This window comes from Prosthecobacter sp. (assembly GCF_044227185.1).
Classification (GTDB): Bacteria; Verrucomicrobiota; Verrucomicrobiia; order Verrucomicrobiales; family Verrucomicrobiaceae; genus Prosthecobacter.
On record NZ_JBGAFO010000002.1, the window covers coordinates 230,890 to 256,503 of the forward strand.

General features: G+C 62.1%; 28 protein-coding genes. 16 read left to right on the forward strand and 12 right to left on the reverse strand.

What is annotated here, in order from left to right; genetic code table 11:
* Positions 1 to 79 precede the first annotated feature (79 nt).
* Complete coding sequence (locus ACILSQ_RS05445; protein ID WP_395742572.1) at positions 80 to 1,156, forward strand: L,D-transpeptidase; 1,077 nt, start codon at positions 80 to 82, stop codon at positions 1,154 to 1,156.
* A gap of 7 nt (positions 1,157 to 1,163) precedes the next feature.
* Here ACILSQ_RS05445 and ACILSQ_RS05450 read toward each other — a convergent pair whose 3' ends face one another.
* On the reverse strand, positions 1,164 to 1,925 hold the full coding sequence (locus tag ACILSQ_RS05450; protein WP_395742573.1) for a DUF3313 family protein: 762 nt from the start codon (positions 1,923 to 1,925) through the stop codon (positions 1,164 to 1,166).
* Positions 1,926 to 2,071: 146 nt separating this feature from the next.
* On the opposite strand from ACILSQ_RS05450, the gene ACILSQ_RS05455 reads away from it, so the two are divergent.
* A complete protein-coding gene (locus ACILSQ_RS05455) occupies positions 2,072 to 2,821 on the forward strand; it encodes a glycosyltransferase (RefSeq protein ID WP_395742574.1) in 750 nt (249 codons plus the stop codon).
* Between the two features lie 33 nt (positions 2,822 to 2,854).
* Here ACILSQ_RS05455 and ACILSQ_RS05460 read toward each other — a convergent pair whose 3' ends face one another.
* The 3 genes from ACILSQ_RS05460 to hisC are packed head-to-tail and all read right to left on the reverse strand — an operon-like array spanning position 2,855 to position 6,106.
* The gene (locus ACILSQ_RS05460) at positions 2,855 to 4,426 is read right to left on the reverse strand and encodes a LysM peptidoglycan-binding domain-containing protein (protein WP_395742575.1); all 1,572 of its coding nucleotides are present in this window, start codon (positions 4,424 to 4,426) and stop codon (positions 2,855 to 2,857) included.
* Between the two features lie 57 nt (positions 4,427 to 4,483).
* Complete coding sequence (locus ACILSQ_RS05465; protein WP_395742576.1) at positions 4,484 to 4,972, reverse strand: Uma2 family endonuclease; 489 nt, start codon at positions 4,970 to 4,972, stop codon at positions 4,484 to 4,486.
* A 39-nt stretch (positions 4,973 to 5,011) separates the two neighbouring features.
* Positions 5,012 to 6,106, reverse strand: a complete 1,095-nt coding sequence (gene hisC, locus ACILSQ_RS05470) for a histidinol-phosphate transaminase (protein WP_395742577.1) — start codon at positions 6,104 to 6,106, stop codon at positions 5,012 to 5,014.
* Positions 6,107 to 6,195: 89 nt separating this feature from the next.
* Here hisC and ACILSQ_RS05475 point away from each other — a divergent pair, with 89 nt between their 5' ends.
* The 3 genes from ACILSQ_RS05475 to ACILSQ_RS05485 all read left to right on the forward strand — a co-directional run bounded on the left by ACILSQ_RS05475 (position 6,196) and on the right by ACILSQ_RS05485 (position 8,738).
* The gene (locus tag ACILSQ_RS05475; RefSeq protein ID WP_395742578.1) at positions 6,196 to 7,452 is read left to right on the forward strand and encodes an MgtC/SapB family protein; all 1,257 of its coding nucleotides are present in this window, start codon (positions 6,196 to 6,198) and stop codon (positions 7,450 to 7,452) included.
* Between the two features lie 76 nt (positions 7,453 to 7,528).
* Positions 7,529 to 8,491, forward strand: a complete 963-nt coding sequence (locus ACILSQ_RS05480) for a DnaJ C-terminal domain-containing protein (protein ID WP_395742579.1) — start codon at positions 7,529 to 7,531, stop codon at positions 8,489 to 8,491.
* Position 8,492: 1 nt separating this feature from the next.
* Entirely contained in the window at positions 8,493 to 8,738 is a 246-nt protein-coding gene (locus ACILSQ_RS05485) for a chaperone modulator CbpM (protein WP_395742580.1), read from the forward strand.
* 3 nt (positions 8,739 to 8,741) lie between these two features.
* Here ACILSQ_RS05485 and ACILSQ_RS05490 read toward each other — a convergent pair whose 3' ends face one another.
* The 3 genes from ACILSQ_RS05490 to ACILSQ_RS05500 form a co-directional block, all read right to left on the reverse strand.
* Entirely contained in the window at positions 8,742 to 10,115 is a 1,374-nt protein-coding gene (locus tag ACILSQ_RS05490; RefSeq protein WP_395742581.1) for a Gfo/Idh/MocA family protein, read from the reverse strand.
* Between the two features lie 108 nt (positions 10,116 to 10,223).
* A complete protein-coding gene (locus ACILSQ_RS05495) occupies positions 10,224 to 10,730 on the reverse strand; it encodes a hypothetical protein (RefSeq protein ID WP_395742582.1) in 507 nt (168 codons plus the stop codon).
* A gap of 3 nt (positions 10,731 to 10,733) precedes the next feature.
* Entirely contained in the window at positions 10,734 to 11,054 is a 321-nt protein-coding gene (locus tag ACILSQ_RS05500) for a hypothetical protein (RefSeq protein ID WP_395742583.1), read from the reverse strand.
* 139 nt (positions 11,055 to 11,193) lie between these two features.
* Between ACILSQ_RS05500 and ACILSQ_RS05505 the strand changes: the two genes are divergently transcribed.
* Together ACILSQ_RS05505 and ACILSQ_RS05510 are read left to right on the forward strand one after the other, a co-directional pair.
* Positions 11,194 to 11,562 (forward strand): HesB/IscA family protein, encoded by a 369-nt coding sequence (locus ACILSQ_RS05505; protein WP_395742584.1) that lies wholly within the window; start codon positions 11,194 to 11,196, stop codon positions 11,560 to 11,562.
* 5 nt (positions 11,563 to 11,567) lie between these two features.
* Positions 11,568 to 12,128 carry a J domain-containing protein gene (locus tag ACILSQ_RS05510; protein WP_395742585.1) on the forward strand — a complete coding sequence of 187 codons (561 nt, stop codon included), beginning with the start codon at positions 11,568 to 11,570 and terminating at the stop codon, positions 12,126 to 12,128.
* Here ACILSQ_RS05510 and ACILSQ_RS05515 read toward each other — a convergent pair.
* Complete coding sequence (locus ACILSQ_RS05515; protein WP_395742586.1) at positions 12,111 to 12,338, reverse strand: hypothetical protein; 228 nt, start codon at positions 12,336 to 12,338, stop codon at positions 12,111 to 12,113. The genes ACILSQ_RS05510 and ACILSQ_RS05515 overlap by 18 nt on opposite strands.
* Before the next feature lie 18 nt (positions 12,339 to 12,356).
* Positions 12,357 to 13,328, reverse strand: a complete 972-nt coding sequence (locus ACILSQ_RS05520) for a hypothetical protein (protein WP_395742587.1) — start codon at positions 13,326 to 13,328, stop codon at positions 12,357 to 12,359.
* 180 nt (positions 13,329 to 13,508) lie between these two features.
* On the opposite strand from ACILSQ_RS05520, the gene ACILSQ_RS05525 reads away from it, so the two are divergent.
* Both ACILSQ_RS05525 and ACILSQ_RS05530 read left to right on the forward strand, forming a co-directional pair.
* Positions 13,509 to 14,030: a pentapeptide repeat-containing protein gene (locus tag ACILSQ_RS05525; RefSeq protein ID WP_395742588.1), complete on the forward strand. Its 522-nt coding sequence runs from the start codon at positions 13,509 to 13,511 to the stop codon at positions 14,028 to 14,030.
* Positions 14,031 to 14,148: 118 nt separating this feature from the next.
* Positions 14,149 to 14,358, forward strand: a complete 210-nt coding sequence (locus ACILSQ_RS05530) for a transposase (protein WP_395742589.1) — start codon at positions 14,149 to 14,151, stop codon at positions 14,356 to 14,358.
* 2 nt (positions 14,359 to 14,360) lie between these two features.
* On the opposite strand, the gene ACILSQ_RS05535 is transcribed toward ACILSQ_RS05530, so the two are convergent.
* From ACILSQ_RS05535 to ACILSQ_RS05545, 3 genes are all read right to left on the reverse strand, one after another.
* A complete protein-coding gene (locus ACILSQ_RS05535; protein ID WP_395742590.1) occupies positions 14,361 to 16,418 on the reverse strand; it encodes a prolyl oligopeptidase family serine peptidase in 2,058 nt (685 codons plus the stop codon).
* Between the two features lie 67 nt (positions 16,419 to 16,485).
* Entirely contained in the window at positions 16,486 to 16,890 is a 405-nt protein-coding gene (locus ACILSQ_RS05540) for a type II secretion system protein (protein ID WP_395742591.1), read from the reverse strand.
* 159 nt (positions 16,891 to 17,049) lie between these two features.
* On the reverse strand, positions 17,050 to 17,886 hold the full coding sequence (locus ACILSQ_RS05545; protein ID WP_395742592.1) for a class I SAM-dependent methyltransferase: 837 nt from the start codon (positions 17,884 to 17,886) through the stop codon (positions 17,050 to 17,052).
* 150 nt (positions 17,887 to 18,036) lie between these two features.
* Here ACILSQ_RS05545 and gmd point away from each other — a divergent pair, with 150 nt between their 5' ends.
* From gmd to ACILSQ_RS05580, 7 genes are read left to right on the forward strand one after another with little or no spacing between them, the layout of a single operon-like run.
* The gene (gmd, locus tag ACILSQ_RS05550) at positions 18,037 to 19,044 is read left to right on the forward strand and encodes a GDP-mannose 4,6-dehydratase (protein ID WP_395742593.1); all 1,008 of its coding nucleotides are present in this window, start codon (positions 18,037 to 18,039) and stop codon (positions 19,042 to 19,044) included.
* 5 nt (positions 19,045 to 19,049) lie between these two features.
* The gene (locus ACILSQ_RS05555; protein WP_395742594.1) at positions 19,050 to 19,985 is read left to right on the forward strand and encodes a GDP-L-fucose synthase family protein; all 936 of its coding nucleotides are present in this window, start codon (positions 19,050 to 19,052) and stop codon (positions 19,983 to 19,985) included.
* Between the two features lie 6 nt (positions 19,986 to 19,991).
* A complete protein-coding gene (locus ACILSQ_RS05560) occupies positions 19,992 to 20,879 on the forward strand; it encodes an alpha-1,2-fucosyltransferase (protein ID WP_395742595.1) in 888 nt (295 codons plus the stop codon).
* Entirely contained in the window at positions 20,876 to 21,844 is a 969-nt protein-coding gene (locus tag ACILSQ_RS05565; RefSeq protein WP_395742596.1) for a glycosyltransferase, read from the forward strand. Before ACILSQ_RS05560 ends, ACILSQ_RS05565 begins: the two co-directional genes overlap by 4 nt.
* Before the next feature lie 6 nt (positions 21,845 to 21,850).
* Positions 21,851 to 23,713 (forward strand): asparagine synthase (glutamine-hydrolyzing), encoded by a 1,863-nt coding sequence (asnB, locus tag ACILSQ_RS05570; protein ID WP_395742597.1) that lies wholly within the window; start codon positions 21,851 to 21,853, stop codon positions 23,711 to 23,713.
* A 54-nt stretch (positions 23,714 to 23,767) separates the two neighbouring features.
* On the forward strand, positions 23,768 to 24,808 hold the full coding sequence (locus ACILSQ_RS05575; RefSeq protein ID WP_395742598.1) for a glycosyltransferase family 10 domain-containing protein: 1,041 nt from the start codon (positions 23,768 to 23,770) through the stop codon (positions 24,806 to 24,808).
* 14 nt (positions 24,809 to 24,822) lie between these two features.
* On the forward strand, positions 24,823 to 25,605 hold the full coding sequence (locus tag ACILSQ_RS05580) for a DUF268 domain-containing protein (RefSeq protein ID WP_395742599.1): 783 nt from the start codon (positions 24,823 to 24,825) through the stop codon (positions 25,603 to 25,605).
* Positions 25,606 to 25,614: the final 9 nt, after the last annotated feature.

A 25,614-nucleotide genomic window follows, 5' to 3' on the forward strand; every position in this document is an offset into this window, starting at 1 on the left:
GGATCGGCGTCCCCATTCTTTTTGTGGCGGCCGAAACCACCGCAAGCTTCGGATCTTCCGCATGGCATTTCTGTTTCCCATGAACCCTCCGTCTGTTCGTTTTCTTCCCCTGCTCTTTCTCGCCTGTGCCTCCGCGCAGGCGGTGATTCCTGATCCGCTCCCGAAGGCGCCGGAGCCGGTGGATGACATTCTGCGGCTCCAAATCTTTCTCGACGGCCAGCTCTTTGGCCCCGGAAAGATTGATGGCCGGCCAGGCGAGTTCACCACCAAGGCCCTGAAGCGCTATGAAAAATCTCACGGTTTGCCCGAGACGGAGGTGGAAAACAACACGCTGGACCTTTCCAGTGTGCCGGAGCTGTACACGAACTACACGATCCGCGAGGAAGACCTGAAGTTTGTGGGCGAGGTGCCGCGGCAGCCTTCGGCGCAGAGCAAAAAGAAGTACCTGCCCTATGATTCGCTGCTGGAGTTTCTGACGGAGCGTTTTCACTGCGCGCCGGAGCTGCTGGAGTTCATCAACAAGCCGATGAAGATGGATGCGCTGAAGCCGGGGGATGTGGTGAAGGTGCCGGCGGTGCAGCCGTTTCTCATCGAGGAGCTGACAGAGATACCGAAACTGCCGGAGGTGCCTGAATTTCTGAACCGCGTGATCAAGATCGACACCCGTGAAAAAGTGCTCGATGTGTGGGATGGGGAGAAACTGATCGCGAGCGTGCCCATCACTCCCGGCACCGGCCACCTGGCCACACCGCCGGGCACCTGGCGCATCCTGGGCATCACGCAGATGCCGACGTTTCGCTGGGACAAGAGCGTGCTGGAGTACGGAGTGCGCAGCGGAAACTATTACGAGCTGCCCATTGGGCCGAACAATCCGGTGGGTGTGATGTGGATCGGGCTGAACCGGCCCGGCATCGGCATTCACGGCACGAACTCGCCGCAGAACATCGGCCGCACCTCCAGCCATGGCTGCATGCGCACGGCGAACTGGGACGTGGTGCGCCTGGTGAAGCAGATCACACAGGGGATGACAGTGGTCATTGAAGGGCCTGCGGCAGAACCGCGCCCGGTCATTGTGGCGAAAGCGAAGCCGGTGGCCCCGCCGCCACCGCCCGCGCCGAAGCGCGGTTTTTTTGCCAGACTGTTCGGCAGGAGGTGACCAGGCCTCAGTTGGGGCGCAGGGTGATGGAGCTCGAATCCTTCACCTTCAGTCCGCGCGGGCTGCGCGTCACCTGCTCGAACTGCCGGGCCCAGTGACGCATGGTGTTCATGGCGTGGCCATAGGGCTGATAGTCGCGCAGATTGATGAGGGTGAGCTGGTCACTTTCGTTGTCCGCAAACTGGAAGAAAGCGCGGCCGGAACTGGAGTCGAGCACCTTGCCTTCGATGGCCATGTTGCCCTTGGTGAGGTAGGCTGCGAACCCCATCATGGGCGTGGCCACAATCTTCAGCACGGTCACCACGGCATTTCCTTTGGGGCTGGTGGGATTGAGCTCGGTGATGGCCAGTTGCAAAGTGAGCGTGTCCCTGCCCGGGCGGTTTGCGAGCTGGTACAGCGGTGCGGGCGAGGAGCGAAATGCGGCGACAAACTCCTCCCGCAGGCGCGCCGCAACATCCGCCTCCCGGCGCTCCACGCCGCCCCAGGCGACCTCGCTGGAGGCGAGCCCCCGGCTGAGGGGACGCAGAAAATGCAAGGTGACCGGAGCGATGAAAAGCTTTCGCTTCGCCTTTCCTGCGGCGAGCACCCTGGGGTCCGGCGTGATCCAGATTTTTTGAAAGCCGAGCTGCGCGCGGGCATCCTGCGCCAGCCAGGGCTGCTCGAAAAACGGAGAGAGAGCGGCGGGCTGCGCTTTGAGCATGCGGTTCGTCGAGCTGCAGGCCGGCAGCAGCACCAGCAGCAGAACGAAAAGAGGATGCAGAAAGCGCATGGCGGACGGAGGCAGCGATAAAGACACAAAACCCGCCCGCAGCGCAATGCCATAACTCCGCGAGCATACGAAAGATGCGCAGCGGCCATGGATTTATGCGTTTACCTCCAGTGGATTCCGCCGAACATCCGCGACCTGCTCCTTTAATGCCTCCAGCCACCGTTCATCTCGTGATTCCCTGCTACCAGGAAAGCGGGCGCATCGGCCCGTTCCTCAAGGAACTGTGCGAGGTGACGCATGAGCTGGGAGGAGTGACGATACGCGTGGTGGAGGACGGCTCGGATGCGGCTGAAGCCGCGCGCATGGCGGCCCTCATCGCTCCGCTATGCGAACAGCACGCGCACCTCCAGGCGCCGCTGTTTTTGCCGAAGAACCAGGGGAAAGGCGGGGCGGTGTATGCCGGGTGGGACCAGGCACCGGAGGTGGACTGGCTGGCCTTTGTGGATGCGGACGGCTCATGCTCCGCCGCCGAGGTGGCGTATCTCGTCCGCCGGGCGCGGCAGGAACCTAGACCGCTGAGGGCGGTGTTTGCCTCCCGCTGGGACCAGACAAGCTCCCGGGTGCACCGGCAGTGGAAGCGGCGGCTGATGGGGCGGGTGTTTGGCACCCTCGTGTCCACCTTGCTGCACATTCCTGTTCATGACAGCCAGTGCGGGCTGAAGCTGGTGCCGCGCGCGGCGTATCTGCGCATTGCGCAGAAGCTGGTCATCCGCGGCTTTGCCTTTGATGTGGAACTGCTGGCCGCGCTGCATGACACCGGCTGCGACTTTGACGAGGTGGCCATTGAATGGCATGAGACACCCGGCGGGCATGTGCATCTGATCCGCGACTCCATCCGCATGACGCGGGATGTGCTGGCGATTCGGAGGCGGAGATTGAGGGAACGCGAAAAGTAAAAGTGGTGGGCACCCGATGGCACACGCCTCCCCTTATTCCCACTTCAACTCCGTGCCCACGGGCAGGAGGCGGGCGGCGCGGGCGATGTCCCAGTTGGTGAGCCTGAAGCCGCCGAGGCTTTCCTGTTTGGTCATGGTGCCGGGAATGCTGGTGCCGTGCAGGCCGTAGGGCAGAGGTTTGGGATCGCCGCTTTTGGCGAGATTGATCCACAGGATGCCGGTGGGATTGTTGGGGCCAGCAGACAGGCGGTAGGGGACGGTCATGGGAGCAGCAGGATCGCCCATGCTCAAGAGGCGGGGACGTGGAATGACTTCGAGGATCTTCCAGATCTTGCGCCCATGCAGTCCCGGGCGGGCGGAGGAAACGGGCATGCTGGCGATGATCTGATCTCCGCGACGAATGATGAGCCGGCTGACGCCGAGCATGCTGGCGGTGACGGGCGCGGCAGGATCGGCAGCGGGCTGCAGGGGCTCGGTGAAAGCGTTTTCGATTTCGAAAGGCAGGACGTTTGGAACGAGGAAGACCGCACCGGGAACATTGGGGTTTTTGAGACCGGGGTTGATGTGGCGCAGGAAGGACTCGGCGGCATGGAAGCGCTCGGCGACAAACTCCCAGCCGGAGTGGTAGGCCATGAAACTTTCGTGAGTGAGCTCTTCAAAAGTGGGAGGCGGCTCGACGATGGTCTTGGTTTTCCCTTTGCCGGAAGGGGGAGCGCCCGGGCGGGGTGAGATCCACCGCATGTCGGCCGCGGTGAGGGTGTATTCGACGTAGGGACCGCCGATGGACTTCATGGCAGGCGAAGGCTGGCCTTCGGGTGTGTGAAGCTCGCCGGGATGGGCTTTTTCAAAGGCCTTGTAGGCGGCGTCATAGACCGGGCCAGCGGTGCCATCGATGGGGCCGATGGTGAAGCCCTGGCGGTCCAAAAAGGCCTGGATGAGCACCAGTTGAGAAGCGCCCCAGGCTGCCGGAGGGATAGGGCGATGGGGCTTGGTGGCGATGAGCACCGGAGCTTCTTCTTTGACGGGAGAGAGCGCTTTCTTCTTTTTCTCCGGCGCGGCCGCGGCTTTCTTCGGAGCCTCCTCTCTGGCGGGTTCCTTCGCAGGAGCAGCCGCCGCGATCATCGCCTTGATGTCATTCTCGCCGGGCACCTTCACCACCTGGCCGATGACGATGCGGTCGTTTTTCATGTCATTGAAGATCTTGAGCTGATCCACAGTGACACCGTTGGCGTGCGCGATTTTGGTGAGGGAATCTCCTTTCACCACGACATGCTCCAGCATGGCGGGAGGCGGACCTTTGAGGGCGGCTTTGACTTCGACAGGTGTGGTCGCTCCAGGCTTGAGCGGTTGGGCCGTCGGCACCGCTCCAGGCTGGGTTGTGGCAACTGCAGCCGGAGCATCGATGGGGAGCCCGAAGGCTGCAGCATCCGAAGGCTCCACCTGCCAGGGCCATTTCACCGCCTGCTCCAAACCGGGCTCAACGGTGGGAATGGCGGGCTTCACCGTCTCTGCCTGGGCCAGAATGACTTTTGGAAGACTGACCGCAAGCAAAGTGAAAACGCCAAGCATCCATGAGCCCTGCGATGGAGAGAGATTCGACAGCATGCGGCAATGAATCCGCATTTGCGGCGTTCACAAGTTTCTGTTCGTGGCGGGAGCAGACTACTCCCACTCAATGCGCGAAGGGAAATCCGGGCAGAGGCGCGAATGCGGCACAGGTCCGTCACCGTCCCGCAAGAAGAATTCCATACGCCCTTCCCTGTCACACATCCAGACCTCTTCGGCTCCGCTGGCGAAATAGAGACGCACCTTATCTGTCACCTCGAAGCGGTGGTTGCCAGGGGAAACCACCTCCACACAGATTTCGGGCGCGACGGGAAGATTCGCCTCACGGCGATGCGGGGCGAAACGCTCACGACTGATCCAGGCAACATCGGCCACCTTGATTCCATCCGTCGTTTGAATGGCGGCTTCGGAAAGAATCCTTCCCTCCGGCATGAGGCGTTTCAGAGTGAATCCGATTTCCCCCTGATAATCACTGTGCCAGGCTGATGCAGGACTCATGACAATTTGGTCAAAGCGATTGGTCTCAATTTTGTAAGGCAAGTCCTGCAGGGACTTGTCCGCACAAATGTCAGCCCAAATGCTCATGCAGGACACTTACCGTCTCCGGCTGCTGCTGACAAGGCCCTATTTCCCCAGCACCTGCTTGAGCACAGCGATGCAGCGCTCGTTTTGCGGCATGGTGCCGACGCTGATGCGCACCCATGCGGGGAGCTTGTAGGCGGCCATGGCGCGGACGATGACGCCTTTGTCCATCATGTCTTTGAAGACGGCGTTGCCATCTCCGACTTTGACGAGGACGAAGTTGGCGTAGCTGGGGATGTATTCGAGGCCCATTTCACCAAACTGCTTTTGAAGGTAGTCGCGGCCTTCGTCGGTGATGGCCTTGGTCTTGTTCTGGTGCTCCTGATCAAGCAGACCGGCGAGGGCGCCAGCCTGAGCGATGGAGTTCATGTTGAAGGGCTGGCGGGTGCGCTGCAGGACATCGATGAGTTCTTTCTTCGCGATGCCGTAGCCCACACGCGTGCCGGCGAGGCCCTGGATCTTGGAGAAGGTGCGCAGGACGACCACATTGCGGCCTTCGCGGACGTACTTGAGGGTGTCCGGCGGATTGTCGAGGAACTCATAGTAGGCCTCGTCAAACACGACGACGACGTGTTCGGGGACCTTGGCCATGAAGCGGTCGATCTGCTCCTGAGTGACGAGGGTGCCGGTGGGGTTGTTCGGATTGGCGATGAAGACTTCCTTGGTGTTGGGCGTGATGGCGGCGGCCATGGCGTCCAGATCATGCACGTAGCCGGGGTCTGGCACCTCGATGGTGTCCGCGCCGAAGACTTTGGCCATGAGCTTGTACACCACGAAGGCGTGCTCGGCGGTGATGATGTTGTCCCCGGGCTTGAGGAAGGCGTGGCCGATGAACTCGATGACCTCATTGGAGCCGCAGCCCATGATGATGTTGCCCATCTCGAGGCCAAACTTGTCGGCAAGGGCGTTGCGCAGCTTATACGAGGCGCCGTCCGGGTAGATGTTCACCTCTTTCACCGCCTGCTGCATGGCCTCGATGGCTTTTGGCGAGGGGCCAAGCGGATTTTCATTGGAGGCCAGTTTGATGATGTCCTCCGGCTTGAGGCCGCGTTCGCGGGCCACATCTTCGATGGGCTTGCCGGGTTCGTAGGCAACGAGGTCTTTGAGCTGCGGGTTGGCGTGGTTCCAGATGGACATGGTTGGGGGCTTGGAGACCCTTTTCTTGGACTGGGATGGCGCGGATGGCAAGTCCGTGTAAAGTCCCGTGCAGACTTCGTTTTAACGCCATGCCGACCCCGCTGCCCGACACCCCGGAACTGCTGCTATCTCTCGGGACCGCCACAGGCCTGGGGCTTCTCGTGGGGCTGCAGCGCGAATGGGCGAAGAACCGCGTGGCCGGCATCCGCACCTTTGCGCTGCTGACGCTTTTTGGCGCGCTGACGGGGCTGCTGGGGAACGCCTATGGAAGCTGGGTGCTGGCCGCGGGCTTCATCGCCTTTGCCTGCATTGTGGTGCTGGGGAGCTGGGTCCGTGAGTCAAAACGCGCGCCGGGTTCCGGCCTGGCCACGGAGATGGCCATGCTGGTGATGTTTGCCACGGGAATCATCGCCATGATGGGCGAGCGGCTGCTGGCGGTAATGATCGCCGGAGGGGTGATGGCGCTGCTGCAGAGCAAGAAGGCGCTGCACACCATGGTGCGGCATTTCGGCGAAGAGGATCTGCGGGCGATCGCCCGGCTGGTGCTGGTGGGCCTGGTGATTCTGCCCGCCCTGCCGAACCGCGAGATGGGCTATCTCGGCGTGCTGAACCCCTTTGCCATTTGGCTGATTGTGGTGCTCATCGTGGGCATCAGTCTGGCGGCCTACATGGCGGAGAAGTACCTGGGCGGGTCCAAAGGGGCGGCTCTGGCGGGGGTCCTAGGCGGGCTGGTCTCCAGCACGGCGACGACGGCCAGCAGTGCGCGGCGGAGCAAGATCTCCAGCGCAGGGGGCCTTTCACTCGCGGCGATGGCGCTGATCGCGTCCGCGGTGGCCTTTGTGCGGCTGCTGGCGGAGGTGATGATCGTGGCGACAGACCACATCCGTGAACTGCTGCCACCCCTGGTGGCCATGATGTTCTGGGTGGGGCTGATCGCCGCGGTGGCGCACCGGCTGGCGGAGAACGCCGACTCCGAACCGGTGGATGAGCACCCGCCGTCCGAGCTGAAGCATGCGGTCATGCTGGGCCTGCTGTATGCAGTGGTGCTGGTGCTCGTGGCCCACACGCGACAGCACAGCAGTGCGTCCGGGCTGTACATGGCCGCGTTTCTTTCGGGACTGCCGGACATGTCCGCCATCACGCTTTCCACCTCACGGCTGGTCAACACCGGACACCTGGAAACGTCCGTGGCATGGCGGATGATTCTGGTGGGCGGCATGGCGAACCTGTGCTTCAAGATGTTTTTCGTGATCGCGCTCGGTTCGCGGACCTACATCAAACATGCCCTGCTGGGCCTGCTGCTGTCGGTGGCAGGAGGCGGGGCCATTCTCGCCTTCTGGCCTTGAAAGTCCTGCCATCCGCTCAAGGAATGCAGGACGAATCACAACGACATGTCGCTGCGCGACGTAATTGTATCCCACCATGGCCGCCGAATTTAAAGACTACTACGCCGTGCTGGGCGTCTCCCGTGACGCCAGCGCGGAGGACATCAAGAAGGCCTTTCGCAAACTGGCCCGTCAGTACCACCCCGACACCGCGAAGGACAAGAAGACGGCCGAGGCGAAGTTCAAGGAGATCAACGAGGCGAACGAGGTGCTGAGCGACCCGGAGAAGCGCCGGAAGTACGACACTCTGGGCGCGCGGTGGCAGGATGAGGGGAACTTCCAGCCACCACCGCCGGGAGCAGGCGGCCATGAGCAGGAGTTCCACTTTGGTGGCACCGGCTTCAGTGACTTCTTCGAGCAGTACTTCAGCGGTGGCAGCCGCTACGGCTTCCCCCAGGGGTTTGAGGAAGAGATGCCGGCCGGTGCCGCGAAAAAAGGCCGCCCTCGGCGCGGCCATGACATCGAAGGCGACATCCTTGTGACGCTGGAGGAGGCCATGCATGGCACGCAGCGGCCGATTTCCCTGCAAACCATGAACCGCCAGACCGGCGAGGTGGAGACGCATCAGTTCGAGGTGCGGATTCCGCCCGGCGCCACCGACGGCCGGCGCATCCGCGTGCCGGGCCAGGGCGAGACAGGACGCAACGGCGGTGAAGCGGGAGATTTGTACCTGCGCGTGCGGCATGCGGCGCACCCGGAATTCACCACGGAGGAGGCGGACCTGCACCACGATCTGGACCTGGCGCCGTGGGAGGCGGTGCTGGGCGCCGAAGTCATCGTGCCGACGCTGGACGGCTCCATCAAGCTGCGCATTCCCGCCGGCAGTGAAAACGGCCAGAGCCTGCGTGTGCGGGGCCGCGGACTGCCAAAGGGCAAGAGCGGGGAGCGCGGTGACTTCTTCGTAAAACTCAACGTCGTCCTGCCGGACAAGACCAGCGATGCGGAACGCAAGCTGTGGGAACAACTGCGCAGCACCTCCACCTTCAACCCACGCGCCTGACATGAGCCCGCAAACTTACTCGTTGGAAATCCTTTCCCAGACGACTGGTGTCTCCACACAGACAATCGTGCAGTATCAGGAGCATGGCCTGCTGCCCTCCCAGTACGATGATGACACGGTGCGGGCCCTGCGGCGCATCGAGCATCTGCGCGAGACCTGTGAGATGAATCTGCACGGGCTGAAGCTGCTGACGCAACTGCTCGATGAGGTGGAGCAACTGCGCCAGGAACTGCGGAGCAGACGCTGAGCCTCAGACGAACTTCGTCGTGCCCGGACGGGGCATGGGCGTGGGCTCGAACTTGTCGGCAAACTGCAGGGTGTCCGGTGCGAGGTCCTGCTGGGAGTCCAGCATGACCAGCGAGGCGCGCGGGCTCTTTTTATCCTGCTTCGCATCTTTGCCCGCAGGCTCCGCGGAGTCGCCTTTCCAGAAGATTTTCTGGCCGGTGTAGGCGGCCTCGCGGCCCATGATGGCGATGAGGGTGCTGCTCATCATGCGGTCGCCGTCGTTGATGACCTCGCCATTGCGGATGGCGTTGAAGAGGGCCTGGTGCTCCAGGTCGTACATGTTTTTCTCCTCGCCGCGCCAGCGCCAGCGCTGCTCGCCGTCGATGAAGGGCGCGGGGCCTTTGCCGATGACGAGGCGGCCCTTGGTGCCGTGAATGTTGTCGATGACTTCGTTGTGGCAGCCGTTGATCTGGCGGTTGGTGAGCTGGCAGAGAATGCCGCCCTCCCACTCATAGGCGCAGTGGAAGTGGTCAAAGATGTTGCCGTCCTCCGCGGGAATCTGGCGGCCGCCGGTGGCCATGACGCTGAGCGGGGGAACGTCCTTCATGGCCCAGCAGATCTTGTCCAGGCTGTGGACGGCCTGCTCCACGACGCTGTCGCCGCTGAGCCAGGAGAAGTTGTACCAGTTGCGCACCTGCCACTCCACATCGCCCATGCCGGCGGGGCGGCCTGCGGCAGGCGGCATGACCTTGACCGGGCCCGCGTAATAGGTGGCCAGGATTCCGGTGATGTCGCCGATCTGGCCGTCATGCAGGCGCTTGTAGCACTCGATACGGCTGGTGGAGTAGCGCCAGCAGAAGCCGGCCACGAGATTGAGCTTCTTCTGCTTTGCCTTTTCCACGGCGGCCTGCGCGACGCGATACCCCGCAGCATCCACGGCCATGGGCTTTTCGCAAAAGATGTGCTTCCCGGCCTCGACGGCAGCGGTGAGGTGGAGAGGACGGAAGCCTGGAGGAGTGGCGAGGAGCACCACATCCACACCGCAGTCGATGAGCTTCTGATAGGCATCGAGACCGGTGAACTTCTTGTCCGGCTTCACATCGACGCGATCCGGAAAACTGGTGGAGAGGTTTTTGATGCTGTTCTCGATCTGCGTGTCGAAGGCATCAGCCATGGCGACGATCTTCGAATTGTAGTCCGCGCCGAGCGCCTGAGCCGCCGCGCCGGTGCCACGCCCGCCGCAGCCGATCAGGCCGATCTTCAGCGTCTCATTGGAGTCCGCCTTTTTCTGCGCAAGGAGGGAGCCGGCGGAGGTCAAAACAGCCGGAGCGAGGATGGCACCACCGCTGGCATTGAGAAAACGACGGCGCGAGAACGTGGAGACGGCAGGGTCGGACATGGGGCTGAGGGGGTTGGAGACTAGCTGAGATTTCGGCACGGAGACAGTAAACCTTTCAATGAAAGGCCAGATTGAAACCACAACATTTTTCAGATCATTAGGAAGCCGCTAATGAATCGATCCAGGCTCTGCTCTGCCAAGGCGTGGGATCATCTTGGTGGGGCCGGAGGACTGCGGCGGGTGGCCATCGCCGTCCAAACCGCTGAGAGGCTGGGTTTCCACGCGGCTGATTTCATCATCCGGCGAGGGCTGCAGCAGCGTCTGCACGAGGAGCTGGGTGTCATCCAAAAAGGTCAGGCCGGCGCGGCGCATGAAGTCCACCTCTGAAGCATGGGTGTGCAGGGTGACGAGGAGGCACTCCCCCTGGAACAAGGCCAGGACAAACACGCCTTCATAGCCAAACCAGAAGGTGCCCACATCGCGGTCGCCACCGCTGGCGAAATGCGCGCGGGCATCATGCAGGGCCTGAAGAAGGCGCTCGGCGCGGAATTCTTCGAAAGGGAGCAGGTTGATCAAAATCTGCCGCCGCCAGCAGAGGAGGAGGCCATTGACGGAACCGGCGTGTTTGAGACGCTCGAGGGCGGAACGCAGCGAAGGGGTGATGGATGCAGCCATGGTTTATGCCTCCAGGGAGTTGGCGCGGGTGAGGAGTTCAAACATCGGCACGCGTTCGCCGATGAGGGCGCCGGCGCCGGGATCCTGGGCATCAGTACCGGCGTCAAAATAAGCAAAGTTCAGGGTGAAGTCCTCCTCCTGCAGCGTGCCCATCCAGGGAGCGCCGAGTTCCAGGCATTCGCCCACCTTGAGGCCGAAGTGGCGCAGGCCCTGAAAGTCCGCGGCGTAGTTGTTTACGGCCTCCTGGCCGCTGTCACTGGCGACGACGCCATCTTTCAGGGTAAAGAGTTGGAGGGGAAGAGGAAGCACCTCGAGTTCGCTCATGGAGATATTGGAGTTGTGCCCCTTAGGTCTCAAAAATCGGCTGATGAGGCAAGCACAATCCACACAGCCATCAAAATAGCGCCCCCCTGCCCCTTTCCTTCGTTCCATCCCTGCGCTATCCATCTTTCTTCTTTCCCACATGACCGCCGCCGCCCCCAGTTTCAAAATCGGCAATGAAAAGCTCATCAAGGTGCTGCCGAACGCCGCCAACCGTCTGCTAGGCCTGCTCAAAAAGCAGGGCCGTGCAGAACACGGGGCGCTGCGCGTGGCCGTGGTCGGCGGCGGCTGCTCCGGGCTGCAGTACAAGATGGACCTCGTGGACGGCCCGGCGAACCGCGACATCATGGTCACCTCCAGCGAGGTGCGGGTGGTGATCGACCCCAAGAGCGCGCTGTTTGTTTCGGGGTCCGAGCTGGACTACAGCGACGACATCCAGAGCGGAGGCTTCAAGGTGAAGAATCCGAACGCCGTGGTGACCTGCTCCTGTGGCGAAAGCTTCTCCGCCTGAGACCGATGCCGAACGCCTTTGCTCTTCTCGGTCTGCCACGGATCGCCGCGCTCAATGAGGAGGCGCTGCAGCAGGCCTGGCTGGCTGCCAGCCGCAGCGCGCACCCTGACCAGCCCGGGGGCGACGCGGCGCAAGCCGCCGAGATCAACAGCGCCTACGAGACGCTGCAGGCCCCTGAGAAACGCCTGAAGCATCTGCTGGAACTGCATGAGGTGCCCTGGCGCACGGTGCCGATCGACGAAGCGATGATGGGCCTCTTTGGCCGGGTGGGTTCCACGCTGCAAAACGTGGCGGTTTTCCTGAAGCGCAAGCAGGCCGCCACCTCCGCCCTGGCGAAGGCGCTGCTGGCGCCGGATGAGATGCGGCTGCGCGAGCAACTGGAGGAGCTGGGTGCAACGCTGGACACAGAACGCACCCGGCTGCTCGAGAGCCTGCCCGCCTTTGACGCCCGCCTGAACGCGGGGGACAGCACCGCCCTGACCGACCTGCAGCATTTGCAGGCGCGGCTGGCTTATTTTGGCAAATGGCAGACCCAGGTCCGGGAAGCTCTACTGAGCCTGATGTGAGGCCTGCTGGGTGCCGGAAGATTCCGCCGCCGTCATGCTCTCGCGCACAAGGCGCAGGCACTTGTCCGGGCTGGCGTCCATGGGCAGGGTGAGCGGCCGCTGCTGGACCCGCAGGTGACGCACAGCGCCTTCGCGGCGGACGTGGGTGACTTCAATGCCGTGGTCGGCAAAGAAGCGCACGACGTCCTGGTTGCTGGCATAGCGGCTCATGGCTGGACGGGTGGCAGATTAGAAATCGCCGCCACCGCCAAAGTCGCCGCCACCACCGAAATCGCCCCCACCGCCGCCGGAATCACCACCGCCGAAGCCATCGCCAAAGCTTCCGCCAGAGCTGGTGTAGTCGGTGTCCGTGCCGGTGAAGCCGCCGCCGCCGTTGTCGCCGCCCATGTGCGAGCTGTCCATGGGAGGCGCACCGTAGCTGTGAGAGCTGAAAAAGTGATCATACATCCACATGCCGGCCGCAGCGCCGAACATGCTGCTCATCACGTTCTGGAAAAAGCCGCCGCCGCCATACGAAGGCTGGCCCATGCCACCGCCACCGATGCCGCCACCACCGCCGGACATGGAGCGGAAGAGGCCGCGAATGAGGCTGAAGCCAAGCCAGATCAGGAGCACGATGCCGATGAGCATCCACGGGGAGCCGAGCTGCTGGGTGGAGGATGATTTGGAGCCGGCGACCGCCGCGCTGGCGCCGCGGTGAGCACGCATGGTGGTGGAGATGAAATTCACGGCGTCGATCAGAGCATCATCGTTCTTTTTCTCGTGCAGTTGCCTGAGCATGCGCTGCACCAGGGTGGCACGATCTGCCAGGGTAAAAGCCTGGCGCTGGGTGTCCGTGCCCAGCACGACCTGGAGATGCGCGGGCTCCTTGACGAGGAGGATGAAAACGCCGTTCACTTTTTTGGAGCGGGCAAGCTGCTCCGCCCACTGGTTGAAGCCGCGGTTGGTGGCGGCCTTGTCAGTGTGAAGGACGGCGGCCTTCATGTCCTCGGGCACGGAGGCAAAGGTCTGCACCGTGATGTCCTTGTGCAGGCGGGTGGCGACGTCGTTGATGGTGCCGGTGGCGTTGACCTTGGCGAATTCGGAGAAGAAGGCTCCGTCATCCTGGATGCCAGCAGCAGCGGCGCGTGCGCCGGCGGTGCCAAGCAGCAGCGTGGCGGCGAGCGCGGGAAGGAAGAAGCGGCGTGTGAGTGTGTTCATGGTGGATGAAGAATGCAGGGGAAGCATGATGCATAGATACGCATGGCGCACCTGCGAAACGCGCCTGATTTTGTAGCCGCCCCCCCGGGACGGCTCCAATTGTGAAGGCTGCGTAAGCCGCACACAAACTCATTACAATCCCTGCCTTTACCGGATTTCGCCCTGTGTAGAAATTACCGCATGGAAAAGAACACCTGTCTGGAAGTTCTGAAACAGGGCCCCTATGTCTGGAATGCTTTCCTTCTGGACGAAGGGGTGGAGTCGGCCTGCCTGAGCGAGGCCAACCTGCGCGGCGCGGATCTGCGCCGGGTGAACCTGGCCCAGGCGGACCTGCACCTGGCGAATCTGAACGGGGCCGATCTCAGCCTGGCGAACCTGCGAGGCGCGGACCTCAGCCTGGCTGATCTGCGGGGGGCGAATTTGAATGGGGCAGATCTCAGTCTGGCGAACCTGGAGGGCGCGGACCTGCGCGGCGCGAAATGCACCGGCGTGCGGCTTCTGGGAGCGGACCTGCGCCGCGTGAATTTCCACGACACAGACCTGCGGCGGGCGAATTTTGCCAATGCGAACCTGTGCGGCGCGGACCTCAGCGGCACACGCCTGATCCGGGCGAATCTTTTGGGAGCCGACCTCGGCGGCGCGGATCTCACCGGCGTGGAGATGGTGGAATGCAGCGCTGCCGCACTGCGCACGGCGGGATGAGTGCGCTGCACAAATAGCGTCGGCTTTGCGTGATTTGGGGACTGGGAAACGGCAGGTGGTGGGCTGGGATTTGCTGAACGGAAGGGCGACGCGTCATTCCCTTCACCCCACAAACACCATGCCCCGCCCCTCACGTTACTCCCCTGCTGAAAAAGAAGCCATCGTCACCGCCGCCCGAGACCGGATGCGCCGTGGAGAAAGCTGCAAAGACATCGCCCAACGGCTGGGTGTGAACCAGCCGTCTCTGCGCGGGTGGCTGCGGGAGTCCACGCTGGACATGCTGTACCCGCCGCTGCCCCCCTGCATGCCGCGCAACCGCTCGGTATGAGCTTACTTTTTCTTCACCTGCCAGTGGTCATCAAAGAAGTCCGCGGCGACCACCTTGCCGGCAGTCTCGGCATTCGGCGGCTGGGTGATGTCGAGGATGGCCCAGTCGGGAAGCTTGGGATTTTGCAGGGAGTTGGTCCGGTCATGCGCCTCGCGGAAGGTGAGGCCAGAGTTGACCACCACTTCAAAGCCCGGTGATTTCAGGCAGGGGTAGGTCAGCAGCGGCACGTGGGTCTTTGCGTCAAAGGACTGGTCTCCCATGGTTACTTTTTCTGCATCCCATTTCACGGGCAGCGAAGCGGCGAGCTGCTTGAGGCAGGAGTTGGATTCCGGGGTGCCCCAGAGGATGAGGCTCTGGGTTTTGCCGGCTTCGTAAATGTCTCCCACGTCGGAGGCTTTCACCACACGTGCATCACCGCGCATGAGACCTTTCCAGCGCTGGATGAAATGCGCGGACTCCGCGCTCACCCAGGCGTCCACCGCAGGTGAAGAGGATTTGCCGTCTGGCAGCACGATGAGGAAGCGCTTCATGAAGCTGGCGTCCATGGGTCCAGGATGCGCGCCGGGCTTGCCGCCGGCGGGGCCCTCATGCTGAAACGGCTCGGCATTGCCAAAGTCACGCCAGGCGCCGTTTTCCTTGATCAGACGGCAGAAGGCGCCGGGCACCTTGGGGCCGGAGCTCAGGAAGGTTTCGAACTGCGGTGCCACCGGACCGACCTTGAGTTTCAAAGTGGCGCCGTCGATTTTCAGCGTGAGCGATTCGCCGCCCTTGCGCGCCTGTGGCGGCGGATAGAAGACGATGCGGGTGACATTCTGCGACTTCATCTCGATGGTCTGGCCGTCCACGACTTTGGCATCGAGCCGGGCCTCCTTCCAGCTCTCCTCCATGCCGTGGAGATTGAGCCATTTCACGCGGCCATAGAAGGGCGTCTTTGTCTGAATGTGGACTTCGTCGGGAAAAAGGTCGCGGCCTTTGGCGACGGCTTTTTCGATCCAGGCCTGCACCTCCTTGATGGTTTCGGGGTGGTATTTGTGCGGCATGTCAGGGCCGATGAGATGAGGCGGATGGATGTCCTGCTTTGCAAGCACCTCCATCATGTACTCCGCGGAGTCGCGCTGTGAATCTTTCTCGCCGCTGTAGCTGATGAGGGGGACGTTGAAAAAATTCCGCGCGTAGTCCGGCACGTCATAGACGCCCCAGAGCGCCTGCTCATACCAGGCAGGGTATTTTTCCGGCGTGAGCTTTTGATAGCGCTTCACGTCCGCAAAGCCCGCGCCCGTGTGCACGCAGGCCCATTGATCAGGGTAGTGCGCGCCGATGTGCCAGGCGCCCGCGCCGCCCATGCTGAAACCCGCGAGCGCGACACGGTTGGTGTCCACATTGAAGCGCTTCATGGCGTCATCGCGGCATTCAAAAACATCGGTCTCGCCCGCGCTCTTCCAGCCGTTGCAGTAGCGGCCGAAGGGATGAATGACGATGGTGCCCGCGGGCTGAAACTGGCCGGGCTTCTTTGCCATCAGCTTTGAATACACGAAGGGCAGGTCCGTGGAGGTGTCTCCGCGGCCGTGGAGCCAGATCCACATGGGCACGGGCTTTTTTCCTGCGCCAAATTCCAGACCCTCAGGCACCTCCACGCCATAAGGCTGCGGTGAGTCGTCGATCTTGGAATAAAAGCCCAGCACCTTCTGCCCGCTGCCATTCATCCAGGGCGTTTCGTTTTTGGCGAGGGATGCGATGCGCTTCTTTGCTTCATCGAGCAGCACGGCGGCCTTTTTGATGCCGTCCTCGGGCTTCTTGTCATACCATTCGTGAAACTCCAGGGCATAGCGGACGGCCTTGAGAAAGATGTCCGCATCCGCAGCGCGGGGATGTTTCTTCACGGCCTGGAAGGACTTGGTCACTGCCGCGAGATCCGCGGCAAGGGCCGCCTCCTGCTCTGCTGACAGCGGAGCGGCGGGCTTCGGTGGCAGGCTGCCTCTGAAGGAGGCCGTGGCGCCATTGGGTCCGAGCTGAGCATGAGCCGCCACCGCGCAGAGAGAGAAGAGGAGAAAATATTTCATGGAGCAGCATAAACGCAGAACCACGGAACTTTTAACCAAGAGATGCAGCCCGCCGATGCGGTGCCGGTCAATGTCCGCTGGCATTTTGACCGCCGGAAGAGTCGAAGAACAGCTCGCCCGTGGCACGAACACCGATGTACATGTAGGTGCCGGGAACTTTGTCAGCGGCTACGGAGGACTGAAACGTCATGCTGGCCAGCGAACCGCCGGCGGGTTTCCGCCCCTCGACGACGGCGGCCACCTGGGTGGCCACATCGCCGTCAGGCCAGACCACCCCGGCCGCGGCCCCCGTGGAATAAGCGAGCATGATGGTCTGAGCATTGCGCTTGTCCTTCACCTTGTCCGCTTCTCCGGTGATGAAACCCAGATTTGGCACGACGATGGCGGCGATCAAACCAATGATCACGAGCACGACCAGGAGTTCAATCAGACTGAACCCCGAAAGGCGGCGATCCGGATGGTTTGCTTTCATGGACGCGAGGAAGAGGGCATGGTTGAAGGATTCCGCATCCCTGCCGTTTTCCACCGGCTAAGCTCCGCCCGGCTTCATCCGTGTCCACTGAACGTAGGTTCAGATGCGCTGGCGCCGCCCCCCTCCAATGAGGGGGAAGGCGCCGAGCGCCAACTCCGGTCAGGCGGTTTTCTGCCAGGTGGCAAACACCCCAAACGGAACCGACGGCACCCCCTCGGCGCCGGTGAGGAGAATCTCCCCGCTTTCGACACTGCCGCCGAAAACACTGAACTCCTGCCGCATGAGATGCTGCAGGGTGGTGGGCGAGACAGGGCCCTGACGGCAGCAGAGCAGCACGCCGACGGGTTTGTCCGACAGCAGACCACTGACGGTGCCGAGCAGGGGGCCGAGATCGCGCTCCAGCTCAAAGCCGCCGCGTTTGGCGTCCTTGGGCGTGTGGGGGTCGATGATGATCAAATCGTAGCGCGTGGACTGGGTGCGCTCGCGCTGGGCAAACTTCACCGGATCGTCCACGACCCAGCGTATGTCGCGATTGGTGAGGGTGTTGATGGCGGCGTGCTCGCGGGCGCGCTTGATGGAGTCCGCAGAGGCATCCACATGGGCCACCGCCGCCCCGGCCTGGGCAGCTGAAAGCGTGAAGCCGCCCGCCCCGCCAAACAGGTTTAGCACGCGGGCCGGACGGCGCTGCTGCTCCGCGAAGGCCACGCACTGGGCGCAGACCTGCTCCCAGAGATCCTCCAACTCGGGGGCCAGAGCGCGAAGGCTGCCCTGAGGAGAAAGCAGAAAGCGCAGGGTGCCGATGCGCAGCTTCAGCGGCTCTTTGAGCTCGCGCTTGAGCTCCACGGCCCTGCGCCACTCCGCGCCGGGAAGCCTGCGTCGCCACCAGGCGGCATGGCTGGCACGGGAGGACACGAGGGCGCCGAGCTTTTCCAGCACGCGGCCGCCGCCGCTGTCGAGGAGTGCATAAGATTCGTGGTCGGTTTCGTTTTCAGCCATTCCTGACTTTGTGCGGCTGGGGAAGGCAGACAAGGACTCGTTTGGCTAGAAAATCGGTGTTGTCCCAGGGGGAGCGTAAAGGGCTGATTTGGAGCAAATTTTGTCTGGCTTCCCTTTAAAATCACTCTACCAACACAGGTTCCACCACTCATGAAAACAGCCCTCATCACCGGGATCACCGGACAAGACGGTTCCTATCTTACAGAACTTCTGCTGAAGAAGGGCTATGAGGTTCATGGGGTCATCCGGCGCTCGTCCAGCTTCAACACGGGGCGGATCGACCACATCTACCAGGATCCGCATGTGGATGACGCACGGCTGCACCTGCATTATGGCGACCTGGCGGACGCGGTGCAGATGGTGAAGCTGCTCTATGAGCTGCAGCCGGATGAAATCTACAACCTGGGCGCGCAGTCGCATGTGAAGGTTTCCTTCGATATTCCCGAGTACACGGGAGACGTGGACGGCCTGGGCACCCTGCGCATTCTGGAGGCGATCCGCGAGACGGGACTGATGAAAAAGACGCGGTTTTACCAGGCCTCGTCCTCGGAGATGTTTGGCAAGGTGCAGGAGGTGCCGCAGACGGAGAAGACGCCCTTCTGGCCGCGCTCGCCCTATGGCTGCGCCAAGGTGTTCGCCCACTGGCTGACGGTGAACTACCGCGAGAGCTACGGGCTGCATGCCTCCAACGGCATCCTGTTCAATCACGAGTCACCACGCCGCGGGGAGACGTTTGTGACGCGCAAGATCACGCGCGCGGCCACGCGCATCAAGATGGGGCTGCAGGAGAAGCTGTACCTTGGCAACCTGGACGCCAAGCGGGACTGGGGCTTTGCCGGGGAGTATGTGGAGATGATGTGGCTGATGCTGCAGCAGGAGCAGCCGGATGACTATGTGATCGCCACGAACGAAACCCACAGCGTGAGGGAGTTTTGCCAGGAGACGTTTTCCCTGCTCGGGCTGGACTGGGAGAAATACGTGATGCATGATTCGCGCTATGAGCGCCCCGCGGAGGTGGATCTTCTCATTGGCAATCCGGCGAAGGCGCACCGGCAGCTTGGCTGGGAGCCGAAGGTGCGGTTCAAGGATCTGGTGAAAATAATGGTGGATGCAGATCTCAAGCTGGCTGAACACGAGGCCAGGGTGAAAAGTCTCTGAAAACGATGAAGCTGTTTATTTCCGGTCATACAGGCATGGTGGGGAGCGCCCTGGTGCGCCGCTTTGAAAAGATTTCCGGCGTCACCATCATCACACGCACGCGGCAGGAGCTCAATCTGGCGAACCAGGCGGCGGTGGAAGCCTTTTACCAGGCGGAAAGACCCGATGCTGCGATTATTGCGGCAGGCAAAGTGGGGGGCATCCACGCCAACAGCACCTATCCCGCCGAGTTCATCTATGAAAACCTGGCGATTGCCAGCCATTGCATTCACAGTGCCTGGACCGCGGGGGTGAAACGGCTGCTGTTTCTCGGGAGCTCCTGCATCTACCCGAAGCTGGCGCCGCAGCCGATCAAGGAGGAGAGCCTGCTCTCGTCAGCGCTGGAGCCAACGAACGAGGCGTATGCCATCGCCAAAATCGCCGGGGTGAAAATGGCGGAATACTACCGCAAGCAGTACGGCGTGGTGTATCACTCGGCGATGCCGACCAATCTGTTTGGTCCTGGTGACAACTACCACTCGCAGAACTCCCATGTAATGCCGGCGCTGATCCGGCGCTTTCATGAAGCGAAGGAGAGTGGCATGAGCGAAGTGCCGGCGTGGGGCAGCGGCAGCCCGCGGCGCGAATTTCTCCATGTGGATGATCTGGCGGACGCGTGCGCGTTTCTGCTGCAACTGGAGAATCCGCCGGACCTCGTCAATGTGGGCTTTGGCACGGACATCACCATCCGGGAGCTGGTGGAGATGGTGGCCGAGACCGTGGGCTACACGGGCCGGATCGTGTGGGACACCACGAAGCCGGACGGCACGCCGCGCAAGCTGCTGGACAACTCGCGCATCCATCAGCTCGGGTGGCAGCCACTTATTCCGCTCAGAGAAGGGCTGGCACAGACCTATCAGTCCTTCCTGCGGGAAAAGAGCTGCAACGTCCTTAGAAGCTGATTCTCCGTGAACACGATTCTCGTCAATCTCTCCGGCGGCCTGGGCAACCAGATGTTTCAGTATGCGGCGGCAAGACACCTGGCAGAGCTCAACGATGCCGAGCTGCTGCTGGATGTGAGCGGATTTGACACCTACAAACTGCGAACCTATGCGCTTGGCCATCTGAACATTCAGGCCCGGACGGCCAGCGCGCTGGAGGTTGCCCAGATGACCGGCAAAGGTTCGTTTCTGAACAAACTCCTGGCAAAAACGGTCTTCCGGGGAAGCAGGCTGGAAAGAGTGCCGCAGGAGGGCCTGCGATATGACCCAGGCCTGCTGGCCAGACGCGGCAGCCTGTTTTTGGACGGCTACTGGCAGAGCCCGCGCTATTTTCGGGACATCGCCCCGCAGATCAAATCTGAGTTCCAGGTAAAAACCCCGCCATCTGCCGCCAACGCTGCCATGGGAGCGCAAATCTCCGGGTGCAACTCGGTGTCCCTGCACGTGCGCCGCACGGACTACGTCAGCAATGCGAACACTCACGGAGTACACGGCTCCTGCTCGCTCCAGTATTATGATCAGGCCGCGGCGGAGCTGGGCGCGCGCGAAACGGGCCTGCGCTTTTTCATTTTTTCAGACGACATCCCCTGGGCGCGTGAAAACCTGGCCTTTCCGGGTGAAAAAGTGTTCATTGACTTCAATGATGCGGATCACCACTACGAGGACCTGCGCCTGATGAGCCTGTGCCGACACCACGTCACGGCAAACAGCACCTTCAGCTGGTGGGGAGCCTGGCTGGGAGCGGAGGATGGCATCACCCTTACGCCGGCGCGGTGGTTCAATGATGAGTCGAAGGGACCGCCGGTGGATGATCTCATCCCGGAAGGCTGGATCCGGATCGGGGGGGATGCATGAAGCCGAGCTGTGGAGTGCTGATGCCGTGCCGGGGAGAGCTGGCCCATGTGAAGGCGGCGATTGGCAGCATGCTGAATCAGACCCACCGTGATTTTGACCTTCTCATCCTCGATGACGAGGCCACCCCGGATGTGAGCGAGTACCTGGCGGGCCTGCGTGATGCGCGGGTGCGGGTGGTGCGGCATGACAAGGCGCTGGGTGTCTCCGCGTGCCTGGCCAAAGGACTGGGCATGCTGACGACGGACCTGGTCTTCCGCATGGACAGCGACGACATCGCGCACCCTGAGAGGATGCGTCTTCAGTTCGAAAAGATGATCCGCCAGCCGGAGCTCGGCGTGCTGGGCGCGCAGATCCGGCTGATCGGCAGCCAGGGCAGGCCGCCGCGAGTTCCGCTCAAGCACAGCGAGATCGGCTACCGAATGAACTGGTCAAACGCGCTCAATCACCCGACGGTGGTGTTTCGCCGCGAGGTGGTCGTCGCGGCGGGAGGATATGACACCAGCCTGGAATGCGCGCAGGATTACGACCTGTGGATGCGGCTGTTTTTCAGCACCCGCATCGAGAACATGCCGGAGACGCTGCTGGACTATCGCGTGCATGCTTCGCAGAACAGCAGCACGCGGCGCAGCAGCTCTGCCGCCACGCGTGCGCGCATGAGGCAGAAATATCGCGAGCAGCTGACGGGCTGCCATGTCGATCCTTCGTTCGATCAACAGGAAGCCTGGACGGCGGAAACTCACCCGGATGCCGAGGGATGGGACACCTGGATGCGATACCTCACAGGACTGCAGGCGGCCTTCCGTTCCGGGAAGCATGCGGAAGCTTTCAATCCCGGCCGTGACCTTGCCCGCCGGCTGTGGCAGAGTGCGCGGCGCTACGAAGCCGTGGGAGGCTCGCCGAAGAACTGGCGAGCGCTTATGAAACAACTCAACCGCTGGCAGGCACTGCTGAAAGGAGTTCTCTAACAAACCATGTGCGCCATTTCTGGAGTCTTCAGCCCGGGGCAGGCAGCGGCCCATGCACCCATTCTGGAACAAGTCGGCCAGCGCATGGCGCGGCGTGGCCCGGACGGGGCCGGACAAAAAACTTGGGCTGACTGCGCGCTGAACCACCAGCGGCTCGCCATCATCGACCTCAACACCGGCGGACAACCGCTGGTGGCAGAAGACGGCCGGACGGCGGTGGTCGTGAACGGGGAGATCTACAACTTCCAAGTGCTGCGCCAGCGCCTGGAAGCCCGCGGCCACCGATTTCTCTCCTACTCAGACTCCGAGGTGGTGCTGCATGGCTACCGGGAATATGGCACCGAGATCTTTGCGCAACTGGACGGCATGTTTGCCATCGGCCTGTGGGATGAGGAGCGGAAGCATTTGATCCTGGCGCGAGACCGCTTTGGCAAGAAGCCGCTGTACTGGCTGCCGCAGCCGGGCGCCGTCTGGTTTGCCTCCAGTGCCGCCGCCTTCAAGGCGCTGCCGGGCCAGTCTCTGAGCCTGAAGGCGGGCGCGCTGGCCGAGTTTCTGAGCTTCCGCTATGTGGCGGATGACAACTGCCTTTACCAGGAGATGCGCAAAGTACCCGCCGGATGCTGGCAGCGCTTTGACAGCAGCCTGCAGCCGGAAACCCGGATGTATGCGGCGTGGCATTCCGGCGGAGAAGCCGCAGATCCTCCGCCTGCGAGCTACCAGGAAGCGCAGGAGCAGATCCGTCATCTCATCCGCGAGGCCGTGCGCAAGCGTCTGGTCAGCGACGTGCCGCTGGGGCTGCTGCTCAGCGCAGGGCTGGACAGCAGCATCGCAGCCTATGAGATGAGCCAGACCGGCGGACCTCACCGGAGTTTCACGCTGGGATTCCGCGGGCACAGTGATGAACGTGCCGCCGCGGCCCAAACCGCCGCCGCATTGGGCTTTGAACATCACGAGCAGGAGATCGACCTGAATGTGGCCGATCAAAGCCTGGACCTCGCGCTGGCGGCATGTGATGAACCGCTGGCGGACTCCTCGATTGTAGCCACACGCCAGGTCTGCGCCGCTGCGCGCGGCCACGTCACGGTGGCGATGTGCGGAGACGGCGGGGATGAGGCCTTTGCCGGCTACAATCATTTGCGCAGCTTTCACCGCGCCCTGCATGCGCCCCAGGATGCCCTGGGAAATGTGCGGCGTCACCTCATGCACGCAGCGGCGGGGCTGCTGCCGCGTGCGGAACGCCGACGCATACGGGACGGACTCTCTGCCTGGAAGCTGGCGCGCCGCCACCCGGATCCATGGCAACTGTGGCAGGCGCTGCGCTGCGTCTTCACCCCGGCAGAGGCCTCCCGCCTCACCGGTCATGATTTTCACCCGCTGGCGCCGGCTGTTTTTACCGAGGCTGAAGCAGCGGACTTTGATTACACCCATTACCTGCGTGGAGACCTGCTGGTGAAAATGGACCGCGCGAGCATGGATGTGGCGCTGGAGGTGCGCGCGCCCTTTTTGGATGATGCGCTGGTGAAGTTCTGCCGCTCGCTGCCGCTGGAGTGGAAGATCAGCCCGGATGGGCGTGGCAAACGCATCCTCCGCGATGCGTACCGGGACCTGCTGCCGGCCCATCTCTGGAGCCTGCCGAAGCAGGGATTTCAGATGCCCGTGAAACACTGGCTGCGGCAGGGGGCGCTGGCTGCGGAGGTGAGGCAGATTCACGCGGATGCCACCGCACCCGTCTGGAGTCATCTGGACTACCAGGCGGCGCGACCTGAACTCGAACGCTTCCACCAGGGCGCGGGCAATGAGCAGAAAATCTGGTCGCTCGTCGTGCTGAACAAATGGCTGGCGCTCGACCAGGCCCGTCCGGCAAACTGAGAACAAACACCCCCACCCTGACCCACCTTCCGCCCCGCGCAGACACCAGCGTTTATGCACAAAGCCAGCCTTGTCGTTTCCTGGATAGGCCGCAACGAACTTTTCCAGGCAGATCATCCCCGCAACAGAGATTCGGTGTTCGCGCCGTGGATTCTGCTGCGTGAGCGCCTGCTGCAACATGGCATTGAGCTCAACACTTCGGATGTGAATCAGGGCGCGCCCGTGGCTTTTGAGCTGCACCTGGATGCACAGCAGCTCACGGTGCCCGGCGCTCCGGCCTATCTCATGCTGTTTGAGACGCCCGCCATCTGCCCGAGCAACCGCCTGGACTCCAGCATGCGGGCGCGGTATCGCAAAATCTTTGCCTGGAACGATGCGCTCGTCGATGGCGAAAAGGTGATCAAATACAACCTGCCGTGCTTCCAGGTCAGCGTCCCCGAGGTGACCGGCTTCACCGGGCGTCCGCGGCTTTGCTGCCTGATTTCCGGCAATAAAATGTCCCGGCTCACCGACCCGGGGGAACTGTACAGCGAAAGGCTGCGGACCATCCGGTGGTTCGAAAAGCATGCGCCAGGAGACTTTGACCTCTATGGCACGAACTGGGATTCGCCGCCACGCAGGCGCGGGCTGCTGGGAAAGCTGGAAAAAAACCTCTGGCGCCATGTGCTGAAGCCGCTGGGAGTGAAACCGTTTCCTTCCTACCGCGGCAGGCTCGAGCACAAGCATGCCACGCTGCAGGAGACGCGCTTTTCAATCTGCTATGAAAACATGCAGGGCCTGCCGGGCTATTTTACGGAGAAGATCTTCGACAGCTTCACCGCAGGCTGCGTGCCCGTTTACTGGGGCGCCAGCAACGTGACCGAAAGCATTCCCGCCGGATGCTTCCTGGACCGCCGGCAGTTCAAGGACACCGGCGAAGTGTATCAGCGCATGAAGACGATGAGTGAGGATGAATTTGTGACCTGCCAGCAAAATATCTGTCACTTTTTGCGCGGCAGTGTGGCAGAGTCATTTGGCTTTGACGCCTTTGCCCGGAAGGTCTCCGACACCATCATTCAAGATCTCGACGCCGCCGGATTGCGGCAAAGCCGCTGACACCGCCACGAACCATGCCCAGTCTTTCCAAAATCCTGCAGCTCTTTGGAGTCAACACGCGCAAGACGGCGCAGACAGCCCGCACCCTGCCGACCTATTTCAAGGAGCTGAAGCTTCTGCGCCGGCAACTGGCGGGCGCGACAGATTTCCCCATCACGAAAAACATTCCCTGCCTGGAGGATCGTTACGCCGAAGGCGGCACGGCCCGCGGCCATTATTTCCACCAGGATCTGCTGGTGGCGCGCCGGGTGTTTCAAAACAACCCGGAAAAACATCTGGACATCGGCTCACGGATCGACGGCTTCGTGGCCCACGTGGCTTCGTTTCGTGCCATCGATGTCATGGACATCCGCCCGCTCTCCAATGAAATCCCCAACATTCATTTCGTGCAGGCGGATCTGATGCAGCCGATGGACAAGGCGCTGCAGGGCTCCTATGACTCCATGTCGTGCCTGCATGCCCTGGAGCACTTTGGCCTGGGCCGCTATGGAGACCCGATCCAGCATGACGGGCATCTGGTCGGTCTGAAGAACATGGGCGCGCTGCTGAAGACCGGCGGCAAGTTTTATTTTTCGACCCCGATCGGTCCGCAGCGCATTGAGTTCAATGCCCACCGCGTTTTCTCGGTTCAGTATCTTCTGAACCAGTTTAAGAGCCATTACGTCGTCGATCAATTCTCGTATGTGGATGATCGCGGCAGCCTGCATACAAATGAAGAGCTGACAGCCGCCGGCATAGGCGGCAATTTTGGATGCAAATATGGCTGCGGCATCTTTGAGATGACCAAAACCGCCTGAGGCTTCACT